The organism is Methylotenera versatilis 301, assembly GCF_000093025.1.
Lineage (GTDB): Bacteria > Pseudomonadota > Gammaproteobacteria > Burkholderiales > Methylophilaceae > Methylotenera > Methylotenera versatilis.
Genome location: NC_014207.1, coordinates 1,737,548 through 1,760,064 on the forward strand (window position 1 = coordinate 1,737,548; position 22,517 = coordinate 1,760,064).

Annotated in this window: 21 protein-coding genes; 11 read left to right on the forward strand and 10 right to left on the reverse strand. The window is 43.1% G+C overall.

Features of this window, described 5'->3' with window-relative positions; all coding sequences use genetic code 11:
• Window positions 1-4: 4 nt before the first annotated feature.
• The 4 genes from mch to M301_RS07945 are packed head-to-tail and all read right to left on the reverse strand — an operon-like array spanning window position 5 to window position 4,044.
• On the reverse strand, window positions 5-988 hold the full coding sequence (gene mch, locus M301_RS07930; protein ID WP_013148246.1) for a methenyltetrahydromethanopterin cyclohydrolase: 984 nt from the start codon (window positions 986-988) through the stop codon (window positions 5-7).
• Window positions 975-2,084 (reverse strand): ATP-grasp domain-containing protein, encoded by a 1,110-nt coding sequence (locus M301_RS07935; RefSeq protein WP_013148247.1) that lies wholly within the window; start codon window positions 2,082-2,084, stop codon window positions 975-977. Before M301_RS07935 ends, mch begins: the two co-directional genes overlap by 14 nt.
• Window positions 2,085-2,120: 36 nt before the next feature.
• The gene (locus tag M301_RS07940; protein WP_013148248.1) at window positions 2,121-3,014 is read right to left on the reverse strand and encodes an NAD(P)-dependent methylenetetrahydromethanopterin dehydrogenase; all 894 of its coding nucleotides are present in this window, start codon (window positions 3,012-3,014) and stop codon (window positions 2,121-2,123) included.
• Window positions 3,015-3,063: 49 nt separating this feature from the next.
• Complete coding sequence (locus tag M301_RS07945) at window positions 3,064-4,044, reverse strand: beta-ribofuranosylaminobenzene 5'-phosphate synthase family protein (protein ID WP_013148249.1); 981 nt, start codon at window positions 4,042-4,044, stop codon at window positions 3,064-3,066.
• A 240-nt stretch (window positions 4,045-4,284) separates the two neighbouring features.
• Between M301_RS07945 and ppsA the strand changes: the two genes are divergently transcribed.
• Together ppsA and M301_RS07955 are read left to right on the forward strand one after the other, a co-directional pair.
• Window positions 4,285-6,657 carry a phosphoenolpyruvate synthase gene (ppsA, locus tag M301_RS07950; protein WP_013148250.1) on the forward strand — a complete coding sequence of 791 codons (2,373 nt, stop codon included), beginning with the start codon at window positions 4,285-4,287 and terminating at the stop codon, window positions 6,655-6,657.
• A 27-nt stretch (window positions 6,658-6,684) separates the two neighbouring features.
• On the forward strand, window positions 6,685-7,491 hold the full coding sequence (locus tag M301_RS07955) for a pyruvate, water dikinase regulatory protein (protein ID WP_013148251.1): 807 nt from the start codon (window positions 6,685-6,687) through the stop codon (window positions 7,489-7,491).
• A 75-nt stretch (window positions 7,492-7,566) separates the two neighbouring features.
• Here M301_RS07955 and M301_RS07960 read toward each other — a convergent pair whose 3' ends face one another.
• Together M301_RS07960 and chrA are read right to left on the reverse strand one after the other, a co-directional pair.
• On the reverse strand, window positions 7,567-8,097 hold the full coding sequence (locus M301_RS07960) for a glutathione peroxidase (RefSeq protein ID WP_013148252.1): 531 nt from the start codon (window positions 8,095-8,097) through the stop codon (window positions 7,567-7,569).
• Window positions 8,098-8,192: 95 nt separating this feature from the next.
• Window positions 8,193-9,551: a chromate efflux transporter gene (gene chrA, locus M301_RS07965; protein WP_013148253.1), complete on the reverse strand. Its 1,359-nt coding sequence runs from the start codon at window positions 9,549-9,551 to the stop codon at window positions 8,193-8,195.
• 134 nt (window positions 9,552-9,685) lie between these two features.
• On the opposite strand from chrA, the gene M301_RS07970 reads away from it, so the two are divergent.
• The 6 genes from M301_RS07970 to mltF all read left to right on the forward strand — a co-directional run bounded on the left by M301_RS07970 (window position 9,686) and on the right by mltF (window position 14,597).
• Window positions 9,686-10,063: a hypothetical protein gene (locus M301_RS07970; protein ID WP_013148254.1), complete on the forward strand. Its 378-nt coding sequence runs from the start codon at window positions 9,686-9,688 to the stop codon at window positions 10,061-10,063.
• Between the two features lie 3 nt (window positions 10,064-10,066).
• Entirely contained in the window at window positions 10,067-10,573 is a 507-nt protein-coding gene (greB, locus tag M301_RS07975; RefSeq protein ID WP_013148255.1) for a transcription elongation factor GreB, read from the forward strand.
• Window positions 10,574-10,584: 11 nt separating this feature from the next.
• Entirely contained in the window at window positions 10,585-11,676 is a 1,092-nt protein-coding gene (gene earP, locus M301_RS07980; protein ID WP_013148256.1) for an elongation factor P maturation arginine rhamnosyltransferase EarP, read from the forward strand.
• Window positions 11,677-11,734: 58 nt separating this feature from the next.
• Window positions 11,735-12,295: an elongation factor P gene (efp, locus tag M301_RS07985; RefSeq protein WP_013148257.1), complete on the forward strand. Its 561-nt coding sequence runs from the start codon at window positions 11,735-11,737 to the stop codon at window positions 12,293-12,295.
• A gap of 155 nt (window positions 12,296-12,450) precedes the next feature.
• Window positions 12,451-13,128 (forward strand): ribose-5-phosphate isomerase RpiA, encoded by a 678-nt coding sequence (gene rpiA, locus M301_RS07990; RefSeq protein ID WP_013148258.1) that lies wholly within the window; start codon window positions 12,451-12,453, stop codon window positions 13,126-13,128.
• Window positions 13,129-13,181: 53 nt separating this feature from the next.
• A complete protein-coding gene (mltF, locus tag M301_RS07995) occupies window positions 13,182-14,597 on the forward strand; it encodes a membrane-bound lytic murein transglycosylase MltF (RefSeq protein ID WP_013148259.1) in 1,416 nt (471 codons plus the stop codon).
• A 2-nt stretch (window positions 14,598-14,599) separates the two neighbouring features.
• On the opposite strand, the gene serS is transcribed toward mltF, so the two are convergent.
• From serS to M301_RS14775, 4 genes are all read right to left on the reverse strand, one after another.
• Window positions 14,600-15,880, reverse strand: a complete 1,281-nt coding sequence (serS, locus tag M301_RS08000) for a serine--tRNA ligase (RefSeq protein ID WP_013148260.1) — start codon at window positions 15,878-15,880, stop codon at window positions 14,600-14,602.
• Between the two features lie 24 nt (window positions 15,881-15,904).
• Entirely contained in the window at window positions 15,905-17,239 is a 1,335-nt protein-coding gene (locus M301_RS08005) for a replication-associated recombination protein A (RefSeq protein ID WP_013148261.1), read from the reverse strand.
• A 111-nt stretch (window positions 17,240-17,350) separates the two neighbouring features.
• A complete protein-coding gene (lolA, locus tag M301_RS08010; RefSeq protein WP_013148262.1) occupies window positions 17,351-17,968 on the reverse strand; it encodes an outer membrane lipoprotein periplasmic chaperone LolA in 618 nt (205 codons plus the stop codon).
• A 30-nt stretch (window positions 17,969-17,998) separates the two neighbouring features.
• Window positions 17,999-20,314, reverse strand: coding sequence for a DNA translocase FtsK (locus tag M301_RS14775; RefSeq protein WP_013148263.1), 2,316 nt, complete (start codon window positions 20,312-20,314; stop codon window positions 17,999-18,001).
• A gap of 129 nt (window positions 20,315-20,443) precedes the next feature.
• On the opposite strand from M301_RS14775, the gene M301_RS08020 reads away from it, so the two are divergent.
• From M301_RS08020 to M301_RS08030, 3 genes are read left to right on the forward strand one after another with little or no spacing between them, the layout of a single operon-like run.
• The gene (locus M301_RS08020) at window positions 20,444-20,908 is read left to right on the forward strand and encodes a Dps family protein (RefSeq protein WP_013148264.1); all 465 of its coding nucleotides are present in this window, start codon (window positions 20,444-20,446) and stop codon (window positions 20,906-20,908) included.
• A 53-nt stretch (window positions 20,909-20,961) separates the two neighbouring features.
• The gene (gene trxB, locus M301_RS08025; protein WP_013148265.1) at window positions 20,962-21,906 is read left to right on the forward strand and encodes a thioredoxin-disulfide reductase; all 945 of its coding nucleotides are present in this window, start codon (window positions 20,962-20,964) and stop codon (window positions 21,904-21,906) included.
• Window positions 21,881-22,516, forward strand: coding sequence for a Smr/MutS family protein (locus tag M301_RS08030; protein WP_013148266.1), 636 nt, complete (start codon window positions 21,881-21,883; stop codon window positions 22,514-22,516). The genes trxB and M301_RS08030 overlap by 26 nt, the downstream gene beginning before the upstream one ends.
• Window position 22,517: the final 1 nt, after the last annotated feature.

Here is a 22,517-nt window from a genome sequence, read left to right on the forward strand (position 1 = left end):
AAGACTAATCTCCGAATGATAGCGCAATTAAGTCTGCGTTTAATTGACCACCTTCAAAAACTTTGCCTGTTTGTAGATTAGTCACTGTCACCTTAGCAGGGCTAAACAACATGGCATCAATTTTATAAAAATCCATATTGTAAAATTTAAAGACTTGCGCAAAGGTTTTGCCATAGTCTTTAGATGAACTACTAGGTAAATTTAAGGCAAGCTCTGCAGCCGCAGCGTCTTCACAACGTACCTGCAAGCTTACTTCACCGCCAAACAAAATCGCATCATTGGTGCGACCCATCGCCGTCATAAAGTCTTTAGACACAGGCGGTAAAACGGCTACACCTGAACCGCTGACAATATTTTTTAGGGGAAAGTGAATAGTATGTGCTTTATGAAGTGCCACCTCTAAAACGCGACCAACGATTTGCACAACGCCAGCGATACTGGTGGTTGGTGTAAGAATAATCGTCAGATCCTCTGCTGAAACTTGTGTATCACGCACAATCTTATCAATGACTTCCATTGGCGGAATTTTGTCAGTTTCCAGCACGATGCAAGTGCTATCAGCGGAATCTTTATAGGCTAGCTCTTTAAACAAATCTTCACGCTGCGCCAATGCGCGTGCAGGGCCAGAACCTAATGAGAAGAACTTTTCATGGCTCAACGCCCAACCTGCGTATTGGCTTGCCAAACAGGCCAGTACTGGTTGATTTGATGTCACGGCAATCGCCTCAGTGAAACCAGCAAAGCGATTGTCTGCTTGCAAACTGACCTCACCTAGCCCGCCCATACAAATCTCTGCAATCAAGCGCCCCGCTTCAGCACAGCCTGCATGCTGAATCCCTGCATCGACAATCGTACAGCCAGAGGCATGAATAGAAATGCCAAGTTGCAAAACATCAGCCTGCGCAAGCAATTGCGTGACAATAAGGTTAGCGCGCTGATTCACGCTGATTGAATTAGCACTCACATCCATCGTATTATTTTGAGTCATGAAGCAGCTCCCTCTTTAATATTTTAGTTTTTTGTAATACTAATTGCTGTGCAGCAGAAGCATCTTGTGCTTCCGCAAACACGGTACAAATAGGTTCGTTCTCAGCAATTTTAATGCTTTCATTTTCAAAACTTGGTATATCTGCAACCCAATCTGGCCAACTAAAATCTACTGGGATATTAAGCACCTGATCCGCATATAAAATCAATTCTGCTTTAGATGTACTCATTTTGGCTAGGTCAAACTCGTTAGATACCTTTACAAACTCACCACTAATAGCTCCTATGTGCAATTGCAGCAAATTTGGATAGAGGTTAAAAGTTGCACTCAAACGTGGGTTCAACTCTAATATCCACAACTTTTCACCTTCAAGCACCGCATCAAGGCTATTAATACCTTTTAAACCCAACGCAGCGGTTAACTTTCCAGCCGCTTCAACAAATTGCTGCTGCACCTGTAGAGGCAATACTACATTGCTAACTGCACCTGCAAAACGATACGGCATTTCAAGTGTAGGTGCGCAAAATTGTTGATTAAAACCTATGACTGTCGCTGCTTTCCCATCCGCTACAAACAACAACGAAACAGCCACACCTTCAATTTTTCGCTGAAAATAATCGCCGTCTTTGTACACTGAAGCTGGCTTTACATGGGCACCACCAGTGCTAAATAAACTTTTTGCCAGCCAATTATTGGCGTCATCTGGCACGTTCAACTGCACCTCGGGATGCACGATACTCAAATCATCTAGCAATCTAAAGAAGTCAAAACTTCTTGCTATTTGCAATGTTTCGGCTGAATTACCTAACACCCTTACACGCGTTGCAACCCATGTCAGCAAGGCAGGTTTTGTATCAAATAAGCTACCATAAACAAAACAGCAATCGTCATCTATCTCTATTTGCGAAAACTGATGTTTAAAATCAACTTCATCAACTCCATTTTCGCCAAATTTAACCTTAAAGCATTGTTCAGCAAGCACTTGTGTGTCTACGTCAGCAAAAGCATCTAAAGTAATTACACGGAAAGCTTGCTCATACGCGGCTTGCACATACCCGCGCGCCGAAATCGCCGCGATAATAAGCTTTTCTTTCACGCTAATTATTTAGGCAGTTAATTATTTAGGGGCTAGTTATCCTAAACTACGCGCCATTTCAAATGCCGCCATAAACTCTAAATAGCAAGGTTTATCAGCTGCGAGCATTTGATTAAGCAAATTATGTTGTGTTGTGTATTTCAAATTACCAATCGCCAATGCGCCTATGCCTACAACTTGCGTCCCTTCAATCACCACACCATCTGCCATCACATCAACGCCTTCTGCACCTGTAGGAGCTACTGCATTGACATCAGCAATCACTTTTAAGGTTTTTGATTGCGCTATTTGCTGAATGGTGACAACACGAATGCCGGCTGCAGCTGCACACAACACTACGTCAGCAGTATTTACGATGGCTTGTTTTGCATTTTCATTAGTGCCGTCGGCAAAACCGATTCTAGTACCATAACGCTGATTGTAACCATCCGCTTTTTCACGGACTTCATCTACTGTTTTGTGTCCGACTAGAATGGCTTCTGCGCCTAAATTCGCTGTAATAACCGCGACACATCCACCAACAGGGCCAGTTGCGCCAAATATGGCAACTCGCTTACCCGCTAAATCCGTATGAAAATGTTTTTTAAGTTGCAATTCCACCTTGGCAACCATCGCTGCTGCAGTAGTAAAAGCACCCGATGGGTCAGCAAATACCGAAATTTCGAATGGTGGAAACATGGCTTTTTCTGCTGCGCCTAGCATATCCATGGCTAAATCAATATCGCGTCCACCTATAAATATAGACTCGCGCTTAATACCTGATGGACTTCGTGAAAAAATAGCATCTTGCGTTAAACCAACCACCTCAGAAAGCGCGACGTTGGTGTAAGGGATAACTTGGTCAAATCCTGCATCTATAGCCATGTTCACATCAAATGGACTGGCATTCTTAGCAGCAGTGATTAAATGTAAAATACTATCTTTTTCCATGATCTCGGCTTCTCTAAAATTTGGTGCTCTAAAAAATTTGGTGCATATATTAAGCTGTGAGTATTTCAGAGCCATTATTGTTGGCACTACATATTTGCCATGTTAAGTTAGGTTCAGTAAATTTCATTTTGAGTTCTAGCATGGTTTTCTGCGCCAGTTCTTCATTTTCAAATACAGCAAATCCAGTTGGTCCCCATGAACTCTGCCCATAACAAGCCACACCCAATGTTTCCAAATGCTGCAAAACTGCACCAACATACTTGCTAGCATAACGCCCACCTTGGGCAGGCGCAAAATAATCTCCAACATGCATTTGCAACTCTCTAATACTATACCCAAATGCCGTTAAATCTTTTTCCACCATTGCTGGCATCGCCTGCATCAACACACTGCGACATAAATGTGCTGCTAGATTTTCTGGAAAAATAGGTAATGTTTTAAATGCAGCCAACTCCTCTTCACCATGAATTCCTGGCTGATTATTATCTAGTATAAGCAATATTCGCCAATCTTCCGGAAAATCATAACGTGCAATTAATGGGGGCGCTTTACTTGCATGCGAACTAGCCACATGAGAAACACGTCCCCCATCAATTAACAATCCACCTTGATCAAATGCAGCAATACCAATACCAGAGCGACCACCGCGACCTGTCAATTCAGCTATCTGCGCCGTATTTAAATTCAAACTATATAATTGACTGATCGCTGTACCAATCGTTAATGCAAACTGCGTACCAGAGCCCATACCTGCATGCTCTGGCATAGTTTGCTTGATAGCAAGGTTCACTGCGCCTGTAATATTGAGTTTAGCAATCAATAGACGTGCAATCTCTTCAGCACGATGACTTGCAAAACCACTAACACAAAGCTTTTCAGAGCGCATCGCTGATAGCTCAATGCTAGGGGCAGCTAAACTTAAGCCTATACTTCCAAATTTACGCCCTAAGCCACCATGCAAGTCAAAAAAACCCATGTGTAATCGAGCCGTGCTCTTAACAGTAATTTCAGTAAAATTGACTAGCGACATAACTTTTTCATCAGTTCATTTTTCTTATTAATTCAGATGTTAGTGAAGGCTTCATGCATCATTAATGCCTATGTATTTTAGCTGACAGTCATGCAATTTGGTGCGTAAAGACAAGCACCAATTAAACTTTTTAGCCTCAAGCGCTTATTTTCAGGTGACAGCGCTTCGTTATTTAGGCAAAATGTAACCTAAATATTAAACCAAAATTAAATCTCCCGTTCGAACATCTAAGGAACTATCATGTCAGTCCACGTTATTCCATTTGAAAATCTCAGAAATATAGACGTACCTTCAGTCGGCGGTAAAAACGCTTCGTTAGGCGAGATGATTTCGCAGCTATCAGCAAAAGGCGTGCGCGTGCCAACTGGCTTTGCAACCACAGCAGATGCGTATCGTGAGTTTTTAGCGCAAAATGGTTTAGACGTTAAAATTAACGCAGCACTTGATGCTTTGAATGTGGATGACACACAAGCCCTTGCCATTTGCGGCAAACAAGTGCGTGACTGGATTATGGCAGCGCCCTTCCCAGCCGCGTTAGACAAAGCAATCGCTGAAAACTATGAATTGCTCACAGCTAAATCTGGCAACGGCGCAACTTTCGCCGTGCGTTCATCTGCAACGGCAGAAGACTTACCGGACGCTTCATTTGCTGGTCAGCAAGAATCATTTTTAAACATCCAAGGTTTAGATAATATTCTGCACGCGATTAAAGAAGTGTTTGCTTCTTTATACAATGACCGCGCGATTTCATACCGCGTTCATAAAGGCTTTATTCATGCAGATGTAGCGCTATCAGCTGGTGTGCAGCAAATGGTGCGTAGTGATATTGGCTGTGCAGGCGTGATGTTCACGATTGACACTGAGTCAGGCTTTAAAGATGTTGTGTTTATCACTTCATCATATGGTTTAGGCGAAACTGTGGTGCAAGGTGCAGTGAACCCTGACGAGTTCTATGTGCACAAACCAACGCTAGCACTTGGCAAACCATCTATCGTGCGCCGCACGATGGGCTCTAAACTTATCAAAATGGTATTCTCAGATGCAACACGTGCAGGCAAAAGTACGCACACGATTGAGGTTGACTCTGCTGATAGCGATCGTTATTCATTATCAAATGAAGATGTGCTTGAATTAGCACGTTACGCCATGACGATTGAAGCGCATTATGGCTGCCCAATGGATATTGAATGGGGCAAAAACGGCGTTGATAACAAGCTATATATTCTGCAAGCGCGTCCTGAAACGGTGAAATCACAAGAGTCATTAAACAATGTGACTGAGACTTTCAAATTAAACAAACATAGCGAAAAACCATTAGTCGTTGGTCGCGCTGTGACGCAAAAAGTTGGCGTTGGTCCTGTACGTATTGTGCTAGATCCAGCAGATATGCACTTGGTACAACCAGGTGATGTACTAGTTGCCGACATGACAGACCCTAACTGGGAGCCTGTGATGAAGCGCGCTAGTGCTTTGGTCACCAATCGTGGTGGCCGTACTTGCCATGCGGCGATTATCGCTCGCGAACTTGGTATTCCAGCGATTGTAGGCTCTGTTAATGCAACTGATGTATTACGTGAAGGTGAAATCGTTACAGTTTCATGCGCTGAAGGTGAATCAGGTTTTGTATACCATGGTGCAATTGAATTTGATGTTAGCAGCCAAGCGACCGCATCACTTCCTCCAGCACCTTGCAAAATCATGATGAACGTTGGCAACCCAGACATGGCGTTTGGTTTTGCAAAAACACCAAATGACGGTGTAGGTTTAGCGCGTTTAGAGTTCGTGATTAACAATATGGTTGGCATACACCCGAAAGCCATATTAAACGTTGATGCGATGCCACAAGCTATACAAAAAACAATTAAGAATCGCGCTCGCGGCTACGCTTCACCTAAACAATTCTACATTGATAAAGTGGCTGAAGGCGTGGCAACTATTGCTGCAGCATTCTATCCAAAACCAGTGATTGTGCGTACTTCTGATTTCAAATCAAATGAGTATAAAAAATTGGTTGGTGGCGAGATTTACGAACCAGATGAAGAGAACCCAATGATTGGCTTCCGTGGCGCAGCGCGTTACATGGCAGAAGACTTTAAAGAGTGCTTCGCTATGGAATGTACAGCCATGAAAAAAGTACGTGATGAAATGGGATTAACCAACGTTGAGCTAATGATCCCATTTGTACGTACGCTTGCTGAAGCCAAAGCCGTGACTGAAATCATGGCGGCGAATGGTCTTAAACGTGGTCAAAATGGCCTGCGTTTAATTATGATGTGCGAAATCCCATCAAATGCCATATTAGCTGAACAATTCCTTCATTATTTTGACGGCTTCTCAATCGGCTCTAACGACCTTACCCAGCTTACATTGGGTATGGACCGTGACTCAGGCATTTTGGCTGACGGCTTTGACGAACGTAACGACGCAGTGAAAGAGCTCATCAAAATGGCGATACATACCTGCAACCGTCTAGGTAAATACGTAGGTATTTGCGGTCAAGGCCCATCTGACCACCCTGACTTTGCGGAATGGTTAGTGGCTGAGGGCATCCAATCAATGTCATTAAACCCAGACACAGTGGTAAGCACTTGGCAAAGACTGACAAAAAAATAACTAGTTAAAACAAAAAAGGTTGCTGTAATGCTAAAACGCACTGTATTTTTCATTTCAGATGGTACTGGTATTACAGCAGGCGCCTTGGGTAAGTTACTGGAACATTTTCCAGGGACCAATTTTACCCAAGTGCGCTTACCTTTCTCTGATACCTTAGATAAAATCAAACAAGCGCAAGAAGATATTCTAAATGCGGCTGAAGAAGATGGCGGTCGCCCAGTGGTGATTATGTCTTTAGGTAACATAGAGTTACGCAATACCTTAAAGCAATCTAACGCTTACTTCATTGACCTGTTTAATACGTTTATCGACCCACTAGGCTTAGAGTTGGATCAGCAACCTCTGACAGGTGCGGGTATTGCACATAGTGTGATGGGTACCAAATACAATGACCGAATGGAAGCTGTTAACTTCACACTGAACCATGATGACGGCATGACTAACTCTGGGTTAGAAGAGGCACAAGTCATACTAATCGGCGTGTCGCGTTGCGGCAAAACCCCTACTAGCGTTTACCTTGCAATGCAGTTTGGTATTAAAGCAGCTAACTACCCATTGATTCCAGAAGACTTTGAACGAGGTTCTTTGCCTGCTGTGCTGCATAAACATTTAGACAAGATATTTGGTCTCACCATTAAGCCAGAGCGCCTTCATGCGGTGCGCAATGAGCGCAGGTCTGGTAGTTTTTATGCATCACTAGATAACTGCCGTAAAGAGATTGCGACAGCTGAAGATTTGATGCGGAGCGCTGGCATTACTTGGGCAGATTCAACCAGTCGCTCAGTTGAAGAGCTCTCCGCTATCATTATGGAAAAAACGCGTAAACACGTTTAAAAAATCTGTTTCATAAAATTAGCTACAAAAAAAGGCGCTCAATGCGCCTTTTTTATTGATCTTTCAAACTTGCGGTTATTTCAAACCTGGTTTTATCTTACCTAAAATCTCAGCGGACTCTGGTGTTACTTCGCTACTGTAAGCGTACACATTTTTACCACCTGGCAGAATCACATATTTATAAAAATTCCATTGCGGCTCTTGGCCTGTTTTAGCGATTAACTGCTTATAAAATGGGTTGGCATTTGCACCTGTAACAGAGCTTTTAGTCATCATAGGAAACTTCACCGCATAAGTTAATTTGCAGAAATCACCGATTTGCTTATCGTTCCCAGGCTCTTGCCTAAAATCATTAGAAGGAAAACCTATCACCAACAAGCCTTTGCTTTTATATTGGCTATACAAACTTTCAAGCGCTTCAAACTGTGGTGTGAAACCACATTTACTCGCCGTGTTCACGACTAAAATAGGCTTATCCTGATAATCACACAGATTTATTTTCTCGCCTTGCAACGTTGTGAGTTGATGGTTGTAAAGATCTAAACAAGCAGCATTAGCCATATGTGATGCTCCAAATAGTAGAGCTGAAATTAGAGTTTTTTTCATGTGAAATCGCCTAGTAAAATTTGTGTCTAAATTATGATTTTAATTAAAGTTAACAACCATATTTCTGACTAGACAACTGCAATTTCGTTCTTCATTCAGATAAAACTTAACATAAGCCCAATCAAAGAATACGCCAGAATCAGCTTAATAATACTGACTTTAAACTTAAACAGTGCCATAAAACCCACTATAGCTAAGGCTAACGCAATCCAATCTATATGCATTACAGATTGATTAGGCATAAAAACATGTACGGCAAAAAATAAGGCCAAACTTAAAATCACCCCTACCACAGCCGCTGTAATGGCAGTAAGGGGCGCAGTAAACTTTAAGTTGTTTTGTGTGCTTTCAATCAGTGGTGCGCCCAAAAAGATAAATAAAAATGATGGTAGAAACGTAAAAAATGTAACCACGCTAGCAGCTACGACACCTGATAGCAAAAGGCTATCAACACCAAAAACATGTTGCGTCCAACCACCCACAAAGCCTACAAACGCAACCACCATAATAAGTGGGCCTGGTGTAGTTTCACCCAAGGCTAAGCCATCTATCATTTGCGTGGCCGTAAGCCAATGATAATGGTCAACCGCTCCTTGATACACATAAGGTAATACCGCATAAGCGCCGCCAAAAGTGAGCAAAGCCGCCTTGGTGAAGAACCAACCCATTTGCGTGAGTGTCGCTTGCCAGCCATATACCAACATTAACAAAATCATCGCGAGTATCCATAAAGCGATGCCCACCACAAACACCTTAAGTAAATGTTGGAAGTTGAATTTTGCATGCGCTGGGGTAGGCGTATTATCATCAATCACGGCCTTACCATAGCTTTTTTCAGAAGCCTGATGCCCACGGCCTGCAATAAATGTAGCGGGTGAGTATTTACCACCTATATAACCTATTAAAGCTGCAAACAACACGATTAATGGAAAAGGTAACCTGAATAAAGCTATCGCCACGAAAGCAGCTAGAGAAATCAACCATAACCATTTATTTTTTAAAGCACGGCTGCCAATTCTATAAGCGGCAAATAGCACAATCGCTACCACCGCAGGTTTAATGCCGTACATTACGCCTGCAACCAAAGGCTGGCTACCGAACCGCAAGTAAACATAGGTAAGGGCAATTAGAATAAATAGCGAAGGCAATACAAACAGGCAACCTGCAATCAACCCACCCCAAGTGCGATGCATCAGCCAGCCTATGTAAGTGGCTAGCTGCTGGGCTTCAGGACCTGGCAACACCATACAATAATTTAATGCGTGTAGAAAACGCTTTTCAGAAATCCAGCGTTTTTTCTCTACCAAATCGTGATGCATAATAGAAATTTGCCCTGCTGGCCCACCAAAACTAATAAAACCGAGCTTTAACCAATACCAAAAAGCCTCTTTAAGCGTTGGTGCGACAGGCGTATCTTCATTAGCTAATGGCTGATTGTTATTATTGTGACTCATGCTTGACCTCAACACTTGGTGGATTTGAATTGGCTAAATACACGTTTCAGAAAAATGTCTGAACAGGTATTATCTGATTTTATCTTGATTACACTAATCTCAACACATTTTCTCAGCAAATTTTAAGGTCACTTATGTTCAGTAATTTAAAAAGTTTATTAAAGTATGTCGCGTGGATAGTGATTATCCCGATTACTCTTTTTGCACTGTACACTTGGGCAAGCGTAAACTGGGTTTACTCTTCCGGCGAGCGCGCAGGCTACGTACAAAAATTCTCGCTAAAGGGTTATGTATGCAAAACTTGGGAAGGTGAAATCGTTCTAGTCTCAATGCCGGGTACTCAAGCTGAAAAGTTTCTTTTTACGGTTAAAGACGATGCGATCGCAAAAATGGTCAATGACTCATTGGGAAAACGTGTAAAACTTAGCTATGAAGAGCATAAAGGTATTCCAAGCTCTTGCTTTGGCGAAACAGCGTACTTTGTTAAAAACATTAGTGTTTTAGAGAAATAACCTTTGCAAAAGAAACCAGTATCAGACGAAAAGAATTACATCACCCCAGAAGGCCACGCGGCAATTGAGGCTGAGTTTACCGAGTTACTCAAAGTTGAGCGACCCGCACTAGTCAAAGTGGTTTCTTGGGCTGCAGGCAATGGTGATAGGAGTGAAAACGGCGATTATATCTACGGTAAAAGACGCTTGCGACAAATCGATAGCCGCTTACGTTTTTTAATGCAACGTATGGATTTAGCGGTTATTGTAGATCCCGCCGCACAGCAAGGTTTAGAGAAAGTATTCTTCGGCGCATGGGTGACCTTATTTTCGCTTAAAGACGACACTGAACACACTTACCGTATCGTTGGTAAAGATGAGTTACAACCGTCACTAGGCTACATTAGCTGGGTTTCTCCACTGGCTCGCGCCCTACTTGGCAAACAAATTGGCGATATAGTGAAAGTCAGCGTACCCGCTGGCGAAGAAGAATACGAAATCATCGACGTTCAATACAATCCGCCCAGCTGAGTCAGCACCAAATGAACCAACACGTAGCTAAACGCTGGGATGTTTTTTGCCGTATCGTAGATAATTTTGGCGATATTGGCGTGTGCTGGCGCCTCAGTCAGCAATTAGCGCATGAACACAATTTACAGGTTAGGTTATTCATTGATGATTTAGCAGTCGCAAGTCACATCATTCCTGATTTAAATTGCGAACTCAATTCTCAAGTCATCAACCATGTTGAAATTCTCAATTGGCAAAGCGCAGATACTATTCAGCCTGCAGATGTTGCCTTAGAAACTTTTAGTTGTGAGCTTCCTGCCAACTATCTGGCTGCAATGCAAGGCAATACAATATGGGTAAATTTGGAGTATTTATCTGCTGAATCTTGGGTGGCGGAGTTCCATGCGAGAAGCTCCAACAATACCAAACCAGCACGACATTTCTTCTTTCCAGGCTTTACCGAAGCCACGGGCGGCTTGATTCGTGAAGCTGATATTTTTCAAAAAAATCAGCTGATTGCAAGTCAGCAGCCACCGGAAAGCGACGCAATAAAAGTATCTCTATTCTGCTACCCGCATGCGCCCATAGCTGACTTACTTAATGCCATGGCAGAATCAAATCAACGCGTAGATTGCCATATACCAGCAAGTAGCATTTTGCCTCAGGTTGCTGATTTTTTTAAAATAAATGCCATTGAAACGGGCTCTATACTCAATAAAAAAAATCTAAATTTACATGTAGTGCCATTTTTAAGCCAAGCAGAATACGACCAGTTACTTGCGGGTTGTGACATCAATTTTGTACGTGGTGAAGATAGCTGGATACGCGCTATTTGGGCAGGCAAGCCCTTTATCTGGCAGCCTTATTTACAAACAGAAAATACTCACGTGACCAAACTAAATGCTTTCTTGGATTTGTTTTACGCAGACTGCGAGTCTCATGTCAAAGCTGCTGTCTATAAGATACATTCAGCTTGGGTTATGGGCAATATCACAACCGACATATGGCAAAACTATTTAGATACCCTTAATACCACAAAGTCATTTACCTTCACCAAAGCAAGTCAATTAGCGACACAAAATGACCTAGCCTCTAAGTTGGTGATTTTTTTGCAAAAATTGTGAGTTAAGGTATAATTCGCGACTTTATTATTTAACCAATTTCAATCAGTAAGGCAATCTCATGAAAACAGCTCAAGAACTTCGCGCCGGTAACGTTATTATGGTCGGCAGTGACCCATTGGTCGTAGTTAAAGCCGAATACACTAAATCTGGCCGCAGCACAGCTGTGGTAAAAATGAAATTTAAAAATTTGTTAACAGACACGCCTAGCGAAACTATCTACGGCGCTGGCGACAAATTTGAAGTGGTTGTACTTGAGAAAAAAGAAGCCACTTATTCTTACTTTGCTGACCCTAGCTATGTATTCATGGACGCAGACTACAACCAGTATGATGTAGATGCTGAGTTCATGGCTGACGCGCTTCCTTACCTTGAAGATGGCATGGCTGTTGATATTCGGTTTTACAATGAGAAACCAATCTCTGTAGAGCTACCAACAACAGTGGTTCGTGAAATTACTTACACTGAGCCAGCAGTTAAAGGCGATACATCAGGTAAAGTAATGAAACCGGCTAAAATTGCTTCTGGTTTTGAATTCCCAGTACCGTTATTTTGCGCACAAGGCGACAAAATTGAAATCGATACACGTACTGGCGAATACAGAAATCGTGTATTGAAATAATGCATCAATAATTTTTTCTAAGAGAAAATTTACAATTAGGGAGCAAACGAGCTCCCTTTTTTTATGTCCAAAAGAACATATTCACGTTAATATACCAAGTCACTCGAAAATAAATCTAGAGTAATAAATCTAGTAAAAAATGGTTGGAGAATGTAATGAACGACAAACAAATGGTCGCTTTACAGGCCGCAAAGTACGTTAAAAGTGGCATGCTTGTTGGTTTAGGCACTGGCTCTACAGCCAATTATTTCATAGAAGAGCTCGCACGATTGCAGCGTGAAGAAGGTCTAAAAGTCACTACCGTAGCCAGCTCAACGATCAGTGCCATCACCGCACAATCACTTAACTTACCTATCGTCGCTTTAGAACAGATCAGCAGCATCGATTTATATGTTGATGGTGCGGATGAAATCACGCCTGACATGACTTTGCTTAAAGGTCGAGGCAGTGACTTGGTTAAAGAGAAATTGCTTGCCAGAGCCGCTAGCAAGTTTATTGCTGTGGCTGATGAAAGCAAGCTTGTAAGTCATATTGGCCAGAACTTTGTGATCCCAATTGAGGTTATTCCATTTGCTTGGCAACTCACTAAGAAAAGCCTAGAGGCAGCAGGTGCAAAAGGCAACTTACGACCTAACGCAGCAAAAGATGGTTTTTGGGTGACCTCTCACGGCAGTTATGTGCTCGACATGACGTTTGATAGATCACTAGATGCTAAAACACTGAATGATTTAATCAGCAATACGCCTGGTGTTGTTGAACATGGTATTTTTTATGGCTTAACAGATGCGGTATTTATTGCAGCCAACGGTCTTGTAAGCGAGCGTTGGATTTAATTTACGCGATGCGTATATACAGTAAAACAAGTGCTATTCAGTTTAGCCATTTGATGCGCTTGTCTTTTTTTGTGTTGATTAGCTTGTTCATAACGGCTTGCGATTCATCCAATAATCAATCAAAACAAGCAAACAACGCAAAGAAGCAGGCGGCACTGAATAGTCATGAGCTGGTTTTTGTCACACATAATGGCCCTGCTACTTACTATCTCAATGGTGATAATGAATATGCTGGCATCGAATATGACTTAGCGACTTTGTTTGTAAAGAAGTACGCTCCAGAGTATCAAATCAAGTTTTTATTGGTCAACAGCATCAGCGAAGTCATCCCTACGCTACTTAAAGGTCAGGCAAATATTGCCGCTGCTAACCTCTCTGTGACGCGTCTTAGAAAAGAGCTTGTCCAATTTTCCAAGCCGTATCAAGAAACCCAACAGCAGCTTATTTACGATAACGAAACTAATGATAAGCCGAGAAATTTAGCCGCAATAGTGGACAAAACCATTGCGGTACCAGTAGGTACAAGCTTTGCCGAGCGCCTTAGCGAGATTCAAAAAGATCAACCCAAATTAAAATGGCAAGCTTTACGCCAAACCAACTCTGAACTACTGTTAGACCAAGTAGCAAATGGCGTTTTAGATTTCACAATTGCAGATAGTCATTTGGTTGCCATGATGCAAAACTATTACCCGAACTTGTCTGTGGGTATGGCCTTAGGCAAGCCAGAAAATATTGCTTGGGCTTTGCCAAAAAATGCTGACCCGCAACTGGTTAAAAAGGTAAATAAATTCTTTGAGCAGATCCGCAAAGATGGCACATTACGTAATTTGTTAGACCGTTACTACGGCAGCAGTAACCGATTGAATACACAAGACATTACGGCTTTCCTTAAGCTATCAAATAGCCTGCTGCCTAAATACCAACATCTATTCAAACAAGCGCAAGAAACTACAGGCATTGATTGGCGCTTACTTGCAGCCGTGAGCTATCGTGAATCGCACTGGAATACATTTAATACTTCGCCCACTGGCGTGCGCGGTTTAATGATGCTCACGGAAAGTACCGCAGACTTAATGGGTGTGACTGACAGGCTGGATCCAAAACAAAGCGTGCCAGCAGGCGCCAAATACATTGTAAAGATGATAGAAACGGTACCAGAACGCATTCCAGAACCAGACCGCACGTATATGGCTTTAGCGGCTTATAACATTGGCTATGCGCATGTTGAAGATGCCAGAGTGCTGGCTAAACGTTTGAATTTAAACCCAGACCGTTGGGCGGATATTAAAAAGACGCTGGTCATGCTAAATGACCCAGAATACTACACCACACTCAAATACGGCTACGCCAGTGGTGGCGCACCCGTGATTTTTGTTGAGTCTATCCGTAGCTATCAGCGCATTTTAGAGCGTTACCAACCTAGCCATACACCTAACAGCAATACATTTAAAATTGCGCAGGCTGATTAAGTTTATTTAGAAATAGTCAGCTTTTCTAAACCGTTCATGTATGGTCTTAATACCTCTGGCACGGTCACGCTACCATCTGCATTTTGATAATTTTCTAGCACTGCCACCAAGGTACGCCCTACTGCCAAACCAGAACCATTCAGCGTATGCACTAACTCGGGTTTGCCGTTTTCGTTTCTAAAACGTGCTTGTAAACGCCGTGCTTGAAATGCTTCGCAGTTTGAAACAGATGAAATCTCACGATAAGTATTTTGTGCAGGCAGCCACACTTCTAAATCGTAAGTTTTAGCTGCGCCAAAACCCATATCACCTGTGCAGAGTGAAACCACACGATATGGTAAGCCTAGCGCTTTCAAGATATTTTCCGCATGCCCTACCATCTCTTCAAGCGCTGCATAACTGGTATCAGGATGTACGATTTGCACCATCTCGACTTTATCAAACTGATGCTGACGTATCATGCCTTTAGTATCGCGACCATAAGAACCTGCTTCAGAACGGAAGCAAGGCGTGTGCGCTGTTAGCTTGATTGGCAATGATTCTAAAGGTACGATTTCATCGCGTACTGTATTGGTGAGTGTAACTTCTGATGTTGGGATTAGATAAAGCTTACTGTCATTGTGCTGTAAGCTGAATAAATCTTCTTCAAACTTTGGCAACTGACCAGTACCCGTTAGCGTTTCTGCGTTCACCAAATACGGCGTATAGCATTCCTCATAGCCATGTTGTTCAGTTTGAGTATTCAACATAAACTGCGCTAAAGCACGATGCATTTTTGCGATTTGTCCACGCATTAAGGTAAAACGCGTGCCTGAAAGCTTAGTACCAGTATCGAAATCCAAACCTAATGGCGTGCCGACATCGGCATGATCTTTCACTTCAAAATCAAATGTACGCGGCGTTCCAACTTTACGCACTTCTATGTTATCAGCCTCTGATTTTCCTGATGGCACGCTTGAATGCGGTAGATTTGGTACATTTAGCAGTAAGTTCTGTAAGCTAGCTTGCAACTCAATCAATCGTGCTTCATCGGCTTTTAATTGGTCACCGAAGCCCGCAACTTCTGCCATGATGGCGCTCACGTCTTCACCTTTAGATTTAGCGATGCCGATTTGTTTAGAGGTGTTATTACGTTTAGCTTGTAGCTCTTGCGTGCGAGTTTGTACGGTTTTACGCTCGTTTTCTAAGGTTGTAAAACTGGCTGAATCAAACTCAAATCCACGCGCTTTTAATTGGCTAACAACGCCGTCCAAATCAGTTCTTAACGCTTGTATATCTAACATATTTATTCTCTATTTTCTAAATTTCTATTTTTTAGCTTTTTTTGCAAGTTCGCGCTTATCCAAATCCCTTAAGTGCGCCAATTTTTCCGTAATTTTACCTTCTAAGCCACGCGGTGTGGGCATATAAAATTGCGGAACGGTATTTTTATCATGCAAATCATCTGGAAAATAATCCACGCCTGCAGCATAGGCTTCTGGTTCATGATGTGCATAGCGGTATTCTTTGCCGTAATCTAAGGCTTTCATCAGCTTGGTTGGCGCATTTCTTAAGTGCAATGGTACTGGGCGTGATTTATCTTGTGCGACAAAGGCTTTAGCTTGATTGTAGGCGTTATATGCGGCATTACTTTTAGGTGCAACAGCCAAATAAATCACCACATTAGATAACGCCAGCTCACCTTCTGGCGAACCTAGTCGCTCGTAAATCTGGCAAGCTTCAATTGCCATGCCTTGCGCGCGCGGATCCGCTAAGCCAATATCTTCAATGGCCATACGAACGATGCGTCGACCTAAGTATAAGGGATCTGCACCGCCATCTATCATGCGTAAGAACCAGTACAAAGCTGCATCTGGGTTTGAGCCACGTACAGATTTATGTAACGCGGAAATCTGGTCGTAAAACGCTTCGCCGCCTTTATCGAATCTGCGTAACTTGCTCGCCATGGTGGTCTGCAAAAAGGCTTCATCAATCTCGGTGACGCCAGCACCTTCAGCAGCATTAAATAAGCCTTCAACAAAGTTCAGTAAGCGTCTTGCATCGCCATCGGCATAAGCCAACACTTGTTCGCGAACGTCGTCAGCAAGTTTGACATTTTCAGCAACTAATTGCTGAGCGCGATCTAGTAACAACGATAACTCAGCCTCAGATAAGGCATTGAGTACAAAAACCTGCGCACGGCTTAATAAAGCGCTGTTTACTTCAAATGAGGGATTTTCAGTGGTTGCACCAATAAAAGTGATTAAGCCACTTTCTACAAACGGCAAGAATGCATCTTGCTGTCCTTTGTTAAAGCGATGCACTTCATCCACAAACAATATAGTTTTACGACCATGTTGCTGCAAGATAAGCTCAGCGCGCTCTACAGCCTCACGAATGTCTTTAATGCCCGATAATACGGCAGAAATAGGGATGAAATCAGCCTCTGCGGTATTGGCAATTAATCGGGCTAAAGTTGTTTTGCCTACACCAGGTGGTCCCCACAAAATCATGGAGGGCAACTTGCCCGATTGAAATGCCAGCCTCAGTGGTTTGTTAGCGGCCAATAAGTGCGACTGCCCAACCACTTCATCAAGAGTTTTAGGGCGCAAGCGCTCGGCTAGCGGCGCTTCTGGCTGATTTGGTGTGAATAAGTTAGTCAAAATGCAATGAGCCTATTACGAGACTCAATCAAATGAAGACAAGGCGAAGAGTGCAAATGGCACGGCAAGAACCATACAACGCAGTATTCATTTGTTTGCGGCACGGGATTATTACTCACCAACAACATCAACGCCAGGTGGTGGCTTGAATAAAAAGCTCTTTGGCTCAATCACAGGATTATGCACGACGTTGCTAAATAAGATTTTGGTTTGATGGCCAAAGCTGTCTATCATGTCCATTTCTTGCAACACATCATTTTTAAAAGCTAATGATATTTTATTAAAGCCAGTATCAGAATCTTTAGGATTCGTACTTACCCAATCAAGACCATCTTTACGAAATGCATTTACTAACTTAAAGTTTTTATCTAGGCTATCGTCACCTGCTAAGAGTGCTGCAGGGCTTGAGCCTAGCGCTTTACTTAACTCACGCACTGAAACTTGCGCCAACTCTGTATCGTACAGCCACACTTGCTTGCCGTCACTGATGATTTGCTGTTCAAACGGCTTATGATAATCCCACCTAAATTTATTCGGACGTTTTAACTGCATTTCACCATAGACTTCTTGAATTTTCTGCCCTTGTTTATCCGTGACGATTTGATGAAAATCCGCTTTAACCGCGTGTGTTTCATCATAAAACTTTTTAAGGCTAGACACGCCATCGGCATTAGCGGCTAACGGCAGTATTAACAGACAGCTCAATAATGCAGCTTTTAATTTATTCATTTAATTCCTTATTTGCTTTTTTGGATGTATTTAGGAATCGTGATGCGGCACTAATACTTCACGATTACCATTGCTCTGCATGGCTGATACTAGGCCTGCACGTTCCATGTCTTCTATGAGTCGCGCAGCACGGTTATAACCGATGCGCAATTGACGCTGCACGCCTGAAATGCTGGCGCGGCGAGTTTTAAGTACAATGCCAACAGCTTCATCATAGAGCGGATCAACCTCTGAACCACCGCTCGAGCTGGAGCCGCTATCAGCAAAGTCTGCACCGCCCTCTTCAGCCTCATTACTTAGGATACCCTCAATATAGTTTGGTTCACCTTGCGCTTTGAGGTAGTTCACCACCTTGTGCACTTCTTGATCAGACACAAATGCGCCGTGGATACGCACAGGGTAACCTGTGCCAGGTGGCATATACAACATATCACCCTGCCCCAATAAGGCTTCCGCGCCCATTTGATCTAATATGGTACGCGAGTCAATTTTGCTGGAAACTTGAAAAGAAATTCGCGTAGGCACGTTGGCTTTAATCAAGCCTGTAATCACGTCCACAGATGGACGCTGCGTCGCAAGCACCAAATGAATACCAGATGCGCGTGCTTTTTGTGCTAAACGGGCAATCAACTCCTCCACCTTCTTGCCTACCACCATCATTAAATCTGCCAACTCATCAATCACCACCACAATCAACGGCATTTCCATTAATGGTTCAGGATCATCTGGCGTTAAGCTAAATGGATGCGGTATTTTTTCACCTGTTTTTTCCGCATCTCTAATTTTTTGATTGTAACCCGCTAGATTACGTACACCTAAACTAGACATCAATTTATAACGGCGCTCCATCTCAGCCACACACCAATTAAGCGCATTTGCAGCTTGACGCATATCGGTCACCACAGGGGCTAGTAAATGCGGAATACCTTCATAGACGGAGAGCTCAAGCATTTTTGGGTCGATTAAAATCATACGCACTTGACTAGCATCAGCCTTATACAACCAGCTTAAAATAAGCGCATTAATCGCCACAGACTTACCTGAACCCGTAGTACCCGCAACCAGCACGTGCGGCATCTTTGCCAAATCGGCCACCACAGGTTTGCCCGAAATATCTTTACCAAGTGAAATTGCCAGTGGTGACTTCACATCGGCATAAGCTTGGCTGCCCATAATTTCAGATAAATAGACAATTTGGCGTTTAGGGTTAGGGATCTCTAAACCCATACAGGTTTTGCCCGGAATCGTTTCAACTAAACGCACACTCACAACAGAAAGTGCGCGCGCTAAATCTTTAATTAAATTAGTGACTTGGCTACCTTTTACGCCAGCGGCAGGTTCTAACTCAAATCGAGTAATCACAGGGCCAGGCTGTGCCGTGAGCACTTTAACTTCAATGCCGAAGTCCATTAATTTGCGTTCAATTAAGCGCGATGTAAAGTCTAGAGTTTCAGCTGACGGAAGCTCGACCATGCCAGAAGGATCATCAAGCAAATGCAAAGGTGGCAGCGCTGAGTCTGGCATAGAGTCAAATAACGGCGCCTGCTTCTCTTTTTGTACACGCTCACTTTTTGCGACTTCTAAAACTGGTGGCTCAATAAATACTGGCTCACGTGCTTCAACACGTTTACGCTCGGTTTGTACAAACTCAGTACGTTCTTGCTCAACTACTTTGCCAGCTTGCCTATCTTGTCTATCTTGCCATTTGAATTTTAGGTATTCATAGCTTGAAATGATTGCGCCGCCCAATTTCTCAGTGATCATAATCCACGACCAGCCAGTAAATAAGCTAAAGCCCACTACAAACATTACTAACAGCAACATACTAGAACCCGTGTAGCCAAACAGGCTACGTAAACCAGTATCCAAGGCTGTGCCTAGCATGCCGCCACGCGCATCTGGCAACATTGCTGGCAAGTTAACAATATGTCCAGCCTCCAATGCACATGAAGCTACAAGTAATAAAGCAAATCCAATAAAATTAAACAGCAAAAATGGTCTTTCACTTTGGTTAACCGCTTCTAATTTTAGGTAAACAAGCCACATGGCATAGAACGCCAGAATCGCCCACCACCAAGCTGAAAGACCAAATAAAAACAGTAATAATGCAGAAATCTTTGCACCTACATAGCCACCAGCATTATGTATTAGCGTATTGTTCGTAGATAAGTTAAACCAAGATGGATCTTCACGATGATAAGTAAATAGAATCACCGTAATAAAAAGCCCTGCTAATACTAAAATTAGCCACCAAGCTTCTTTAATCAGCGTTGTGCCTATCACATGCGACTGGCTCACTTCTGCCTCACGGCGAGCATTGACAGGAGTTGATTTTTTGAAAAACAAGATAGTCGAACCTTACAAATTTTTAACGTCAAATTTAATTATAGCAGTATCAAAGTCGCTTGGTAGCTAATACAATACTAATCTAATTCTAAACCTATCTACACTTACATTTCTACTAAGGAAACCATCATGGATATCGGCATCAAAGAGAAAGATAGAAAAGCGATTGCTAAAGGTTTATCACACCTTTTGGCGGATACATATACCTTGTATCTAAAGACGCATTATTTCCACTGGAATGTGACAGGGCCAATGTTTAACACCCTGCATTTGATGTTTGAAGCACAATATACCGAGCTTGCATTAGCTGTAGATTTAGTGGCAGAACGTATACGCGCATTAGACGTTTACGCGCCTGGTACGTACCGTGATTTTGCAAAACTATCGTCTATTAAAGAGTCTGAATCAGTGCCGAAAGCGCAAGACATGATTGCAGAATTGGTAGCAGGTCATGAAGCAGTTTGTCGCACAGCACGCAGTGTGTTTCCTGCAGCAGATGCAGCTTCAGACGAAGCAACCAAAGATTTGTTAACGCAACGTCTGCAGTTGCATGAAAAAACAGGTTGGATGCTACGCAGCTTGCTTGAAAAATAAGCCAATAAACCCAATATAGCTCAAACAACACTTATTAAAGAAAGCAATACAACATGGCAACACGTCACGTCAAACTACTCATTTTAGGCTCTGGCCCTGCAGGTTACTCTGCTGCGGTATATGCCGCCCGCGCGAATCTTAAACCTGTACTCATCACAGGCATTGCACAAGGTGGTCAATTGATGACGACCACTGAGGTCGACAACTGGCCTGCTGATGCCGATGGCGTGCAAGGCCCAGAGTTGATGGAGCGCTTTCAAAAGCATGCTGAGCGCTTTAATACCGAAATGATTTTTGACCATATCCACACGACGCATTTGACTGAAAAGCCTATCCGTTTAGTAGGCGATAGTGGCGAATATACTTGTGATGCCTTGATTATTGCTACAGGCGCCTCAGCTAAGTATTTAGGTTTGCCAAGTGAAGAAGCTTTCTCAGGCAAAGGTGTTTCAGCATGTGCGACTTGCGATGGCTTCTTCTACCGCAATCAAGAAGTTGCAGTGATTGGTGGCGGAAATACGGCTGTTGAAGAAGCTTTGTATTTGGCTAACATCGCAAGCAAAGTCACCTTGGTACACCGTCGTGATAAGTTTAAAGCTGAAGCGATTTTGGTTGATAAATTAATGGCGCGTGTGGCTGAAGGCAAAATCGTCTTAGAAACATTCAACACGCTAGATGAAGTGCTAGGCGACAACACTGGCGTGACTGGCATGCGCATCAAAAACGTGAATGACGGCACCACTAAAGATATAGCGCTACAAGGCGTATTTATTGCGATTGGTCACAAACCAAATACTGACATTTTCGAAGGCCAACTCGATATGGAAGGTGGTTACATCATCACGCAAATGGGTCGTGGCGGCAATGCTACTGCAACTAGCGTTCCCGGTGTGTTTGCCGCAGGTGATGTGCAAGATCATATTTATCGCCAAGCGGTTACCAGCGCTGGTTCAGGTTGCATGGCTGCGCTAGATGCTGAACGATACCTCGACAAATAAGCTTTTAAGCGCAAAAAAGCGTTTAAAACAAGCAGAGGCAGCACAGAAACTAGCTGAACAAAATGCTGCAAAAGAAATCAGAGAAAAAATAGCTGATGAAGCCTCAGTTTTTCGTGACGCGGTAAAAGACGTCAAACCTTTTACCGCGCCACCAAAAGATGAATACAAACTAAAACCAAAGCCCATCCCACTGCAATTTATCCGCGATGAACAACAAGCCCTTGTTGACTCATTATCTGACCATTACATTCCAGCCCATGAAATTGAAACAGGTGAAGAGCTACTTTACCTGCGTGATGGCCACTCGCCTGACATTCTAAGCAAACTACGCCGCGGACATTGGGTAATTCAAGCCAAAATTGACTTACATGGCTTAATTAGCGATGAAGCAAGGCTCTATGTTTCTACCTTTATCAGCGATTGCAAAAAACGCGGCATCCGCTGCGTGCGCATCGTGCATGGCAAAGGCTTAGGCTCTCGCAACCGCGAACCTGTGCTAAAACACAAACTGCGCGGCTGGCTAATGCAAAAAGATGAAGTCATTGCCTACGCCGAAGCTAAAAAACAAGATGGCGGCAGCGGCGCAGTGATTGTGCTTCTAAAAGCTTAAA

Coding starts and splice junctions, on each gene's coding strand:
- mch (WP_013148246.1), bottom strand. CDS start 988: ATGACTCAAAATAATACGATGGATGTGAGTGCTAATTCAATCAGCGTG.
- M301_RS07940 (WP_013148248.1), bottom strand. CDS start 3,014: ATGGAAAAAGATAGTATTTTACATTTAATCACTGCTGCTAAGAATGCC.
- M301_RS07945 (WP_013148249.1), bottom strand. CDS start 4,044: ATGTCGCTAGTCAATTTTACTGAAATTACTGTTAAGAGCACGGCTCGA.
- ppsA (WP_013148250.1), top strand. CDS start 4,285: ATGTCAGTCCACGTTATTCCATTTGAAAATCTCAGAAATATAGACGTA.
- M301_RS07955 (WP_013148251.1), top strand. CDS start 6,685: ATGCTAAAACGCACTGTATTTTTCATTTCAGATGGTACTGGTATTACA.
- M301_RS07960 (WP_013148252.1), bottom strand. CDS start 8,097: ATGAAAAAAACTCTAATTTCAGCTCTACTATTTGGAGCATCACATATG.
- chrA (WP_013148253.1), bottom strand. CDS start 9,551: ATGAGTCACAATAATAACAATCAGCCATTAGCTAATGAAGATACGCCT.
- M301_RS07970 (WP_013148254.1), top strand. CDS start 9,686: ATGTTCAGTAATTTAAAAAGTTTATTAAAGTATGTCGCGTGGATAGTG.
- earP (WP_013148256.1), top strand. CDS start 10,585: ATGAACCAACACGTAGCTAAACGCTGGGATGTTTTTTGCCGTATCGTA.
- efp (WP_013148257.1), top strand. CDS start 11,735: ATGAAAACAGCTCAAGAACTTCGCGCCGGTAACGTTATTATGGTCGGC.
- rpiA (WP_013148258.1), top strand. CDS start 12,451: ATGAACGACAAACAAATGGTCGCTTTACAGGCCGCAAAGTACGTTAAA.
- mltF (WP_013148259.1), top strand. CDS start 13,182: ATGCGCTTGTCTTTTTTTGTGTTGATTAGCTTGTTCATAACGGCTTGC.
- serS (WP_013148260.1), bottom strand. CDS start 15,880: ATGTTAGATATACAAGCGTTAAGAACTGATTTGGACGGCGTTGTTAGC.
- lolA (WP_013148262.1), bottom strand. CDS start 17,968: ATGAATAAATTAAAAGCTGCATTATTGAGCTGTCTGTTAATACTGCCG.
- M301_RS08020 (WP_013148264.1), top strand. CDS start 20,444: ATGGATATCGGCATCAAAGAGAAAGATAGAAAAGCGATTGCTAAAGGT.
- trxB (WP_013148265.1), top strand. CDS start 20,962: ATGGCAACACGTCACGTCAAACTACTCATTTTAGGCTCTGGCCCTGCA.
- M301_RS08030 (WP_013148266.1), top strand. CDS start 21,881: ATGCTGAACGATACCTCGACAAATAAGCTTTTAAGCGCAAAAAAGCGT.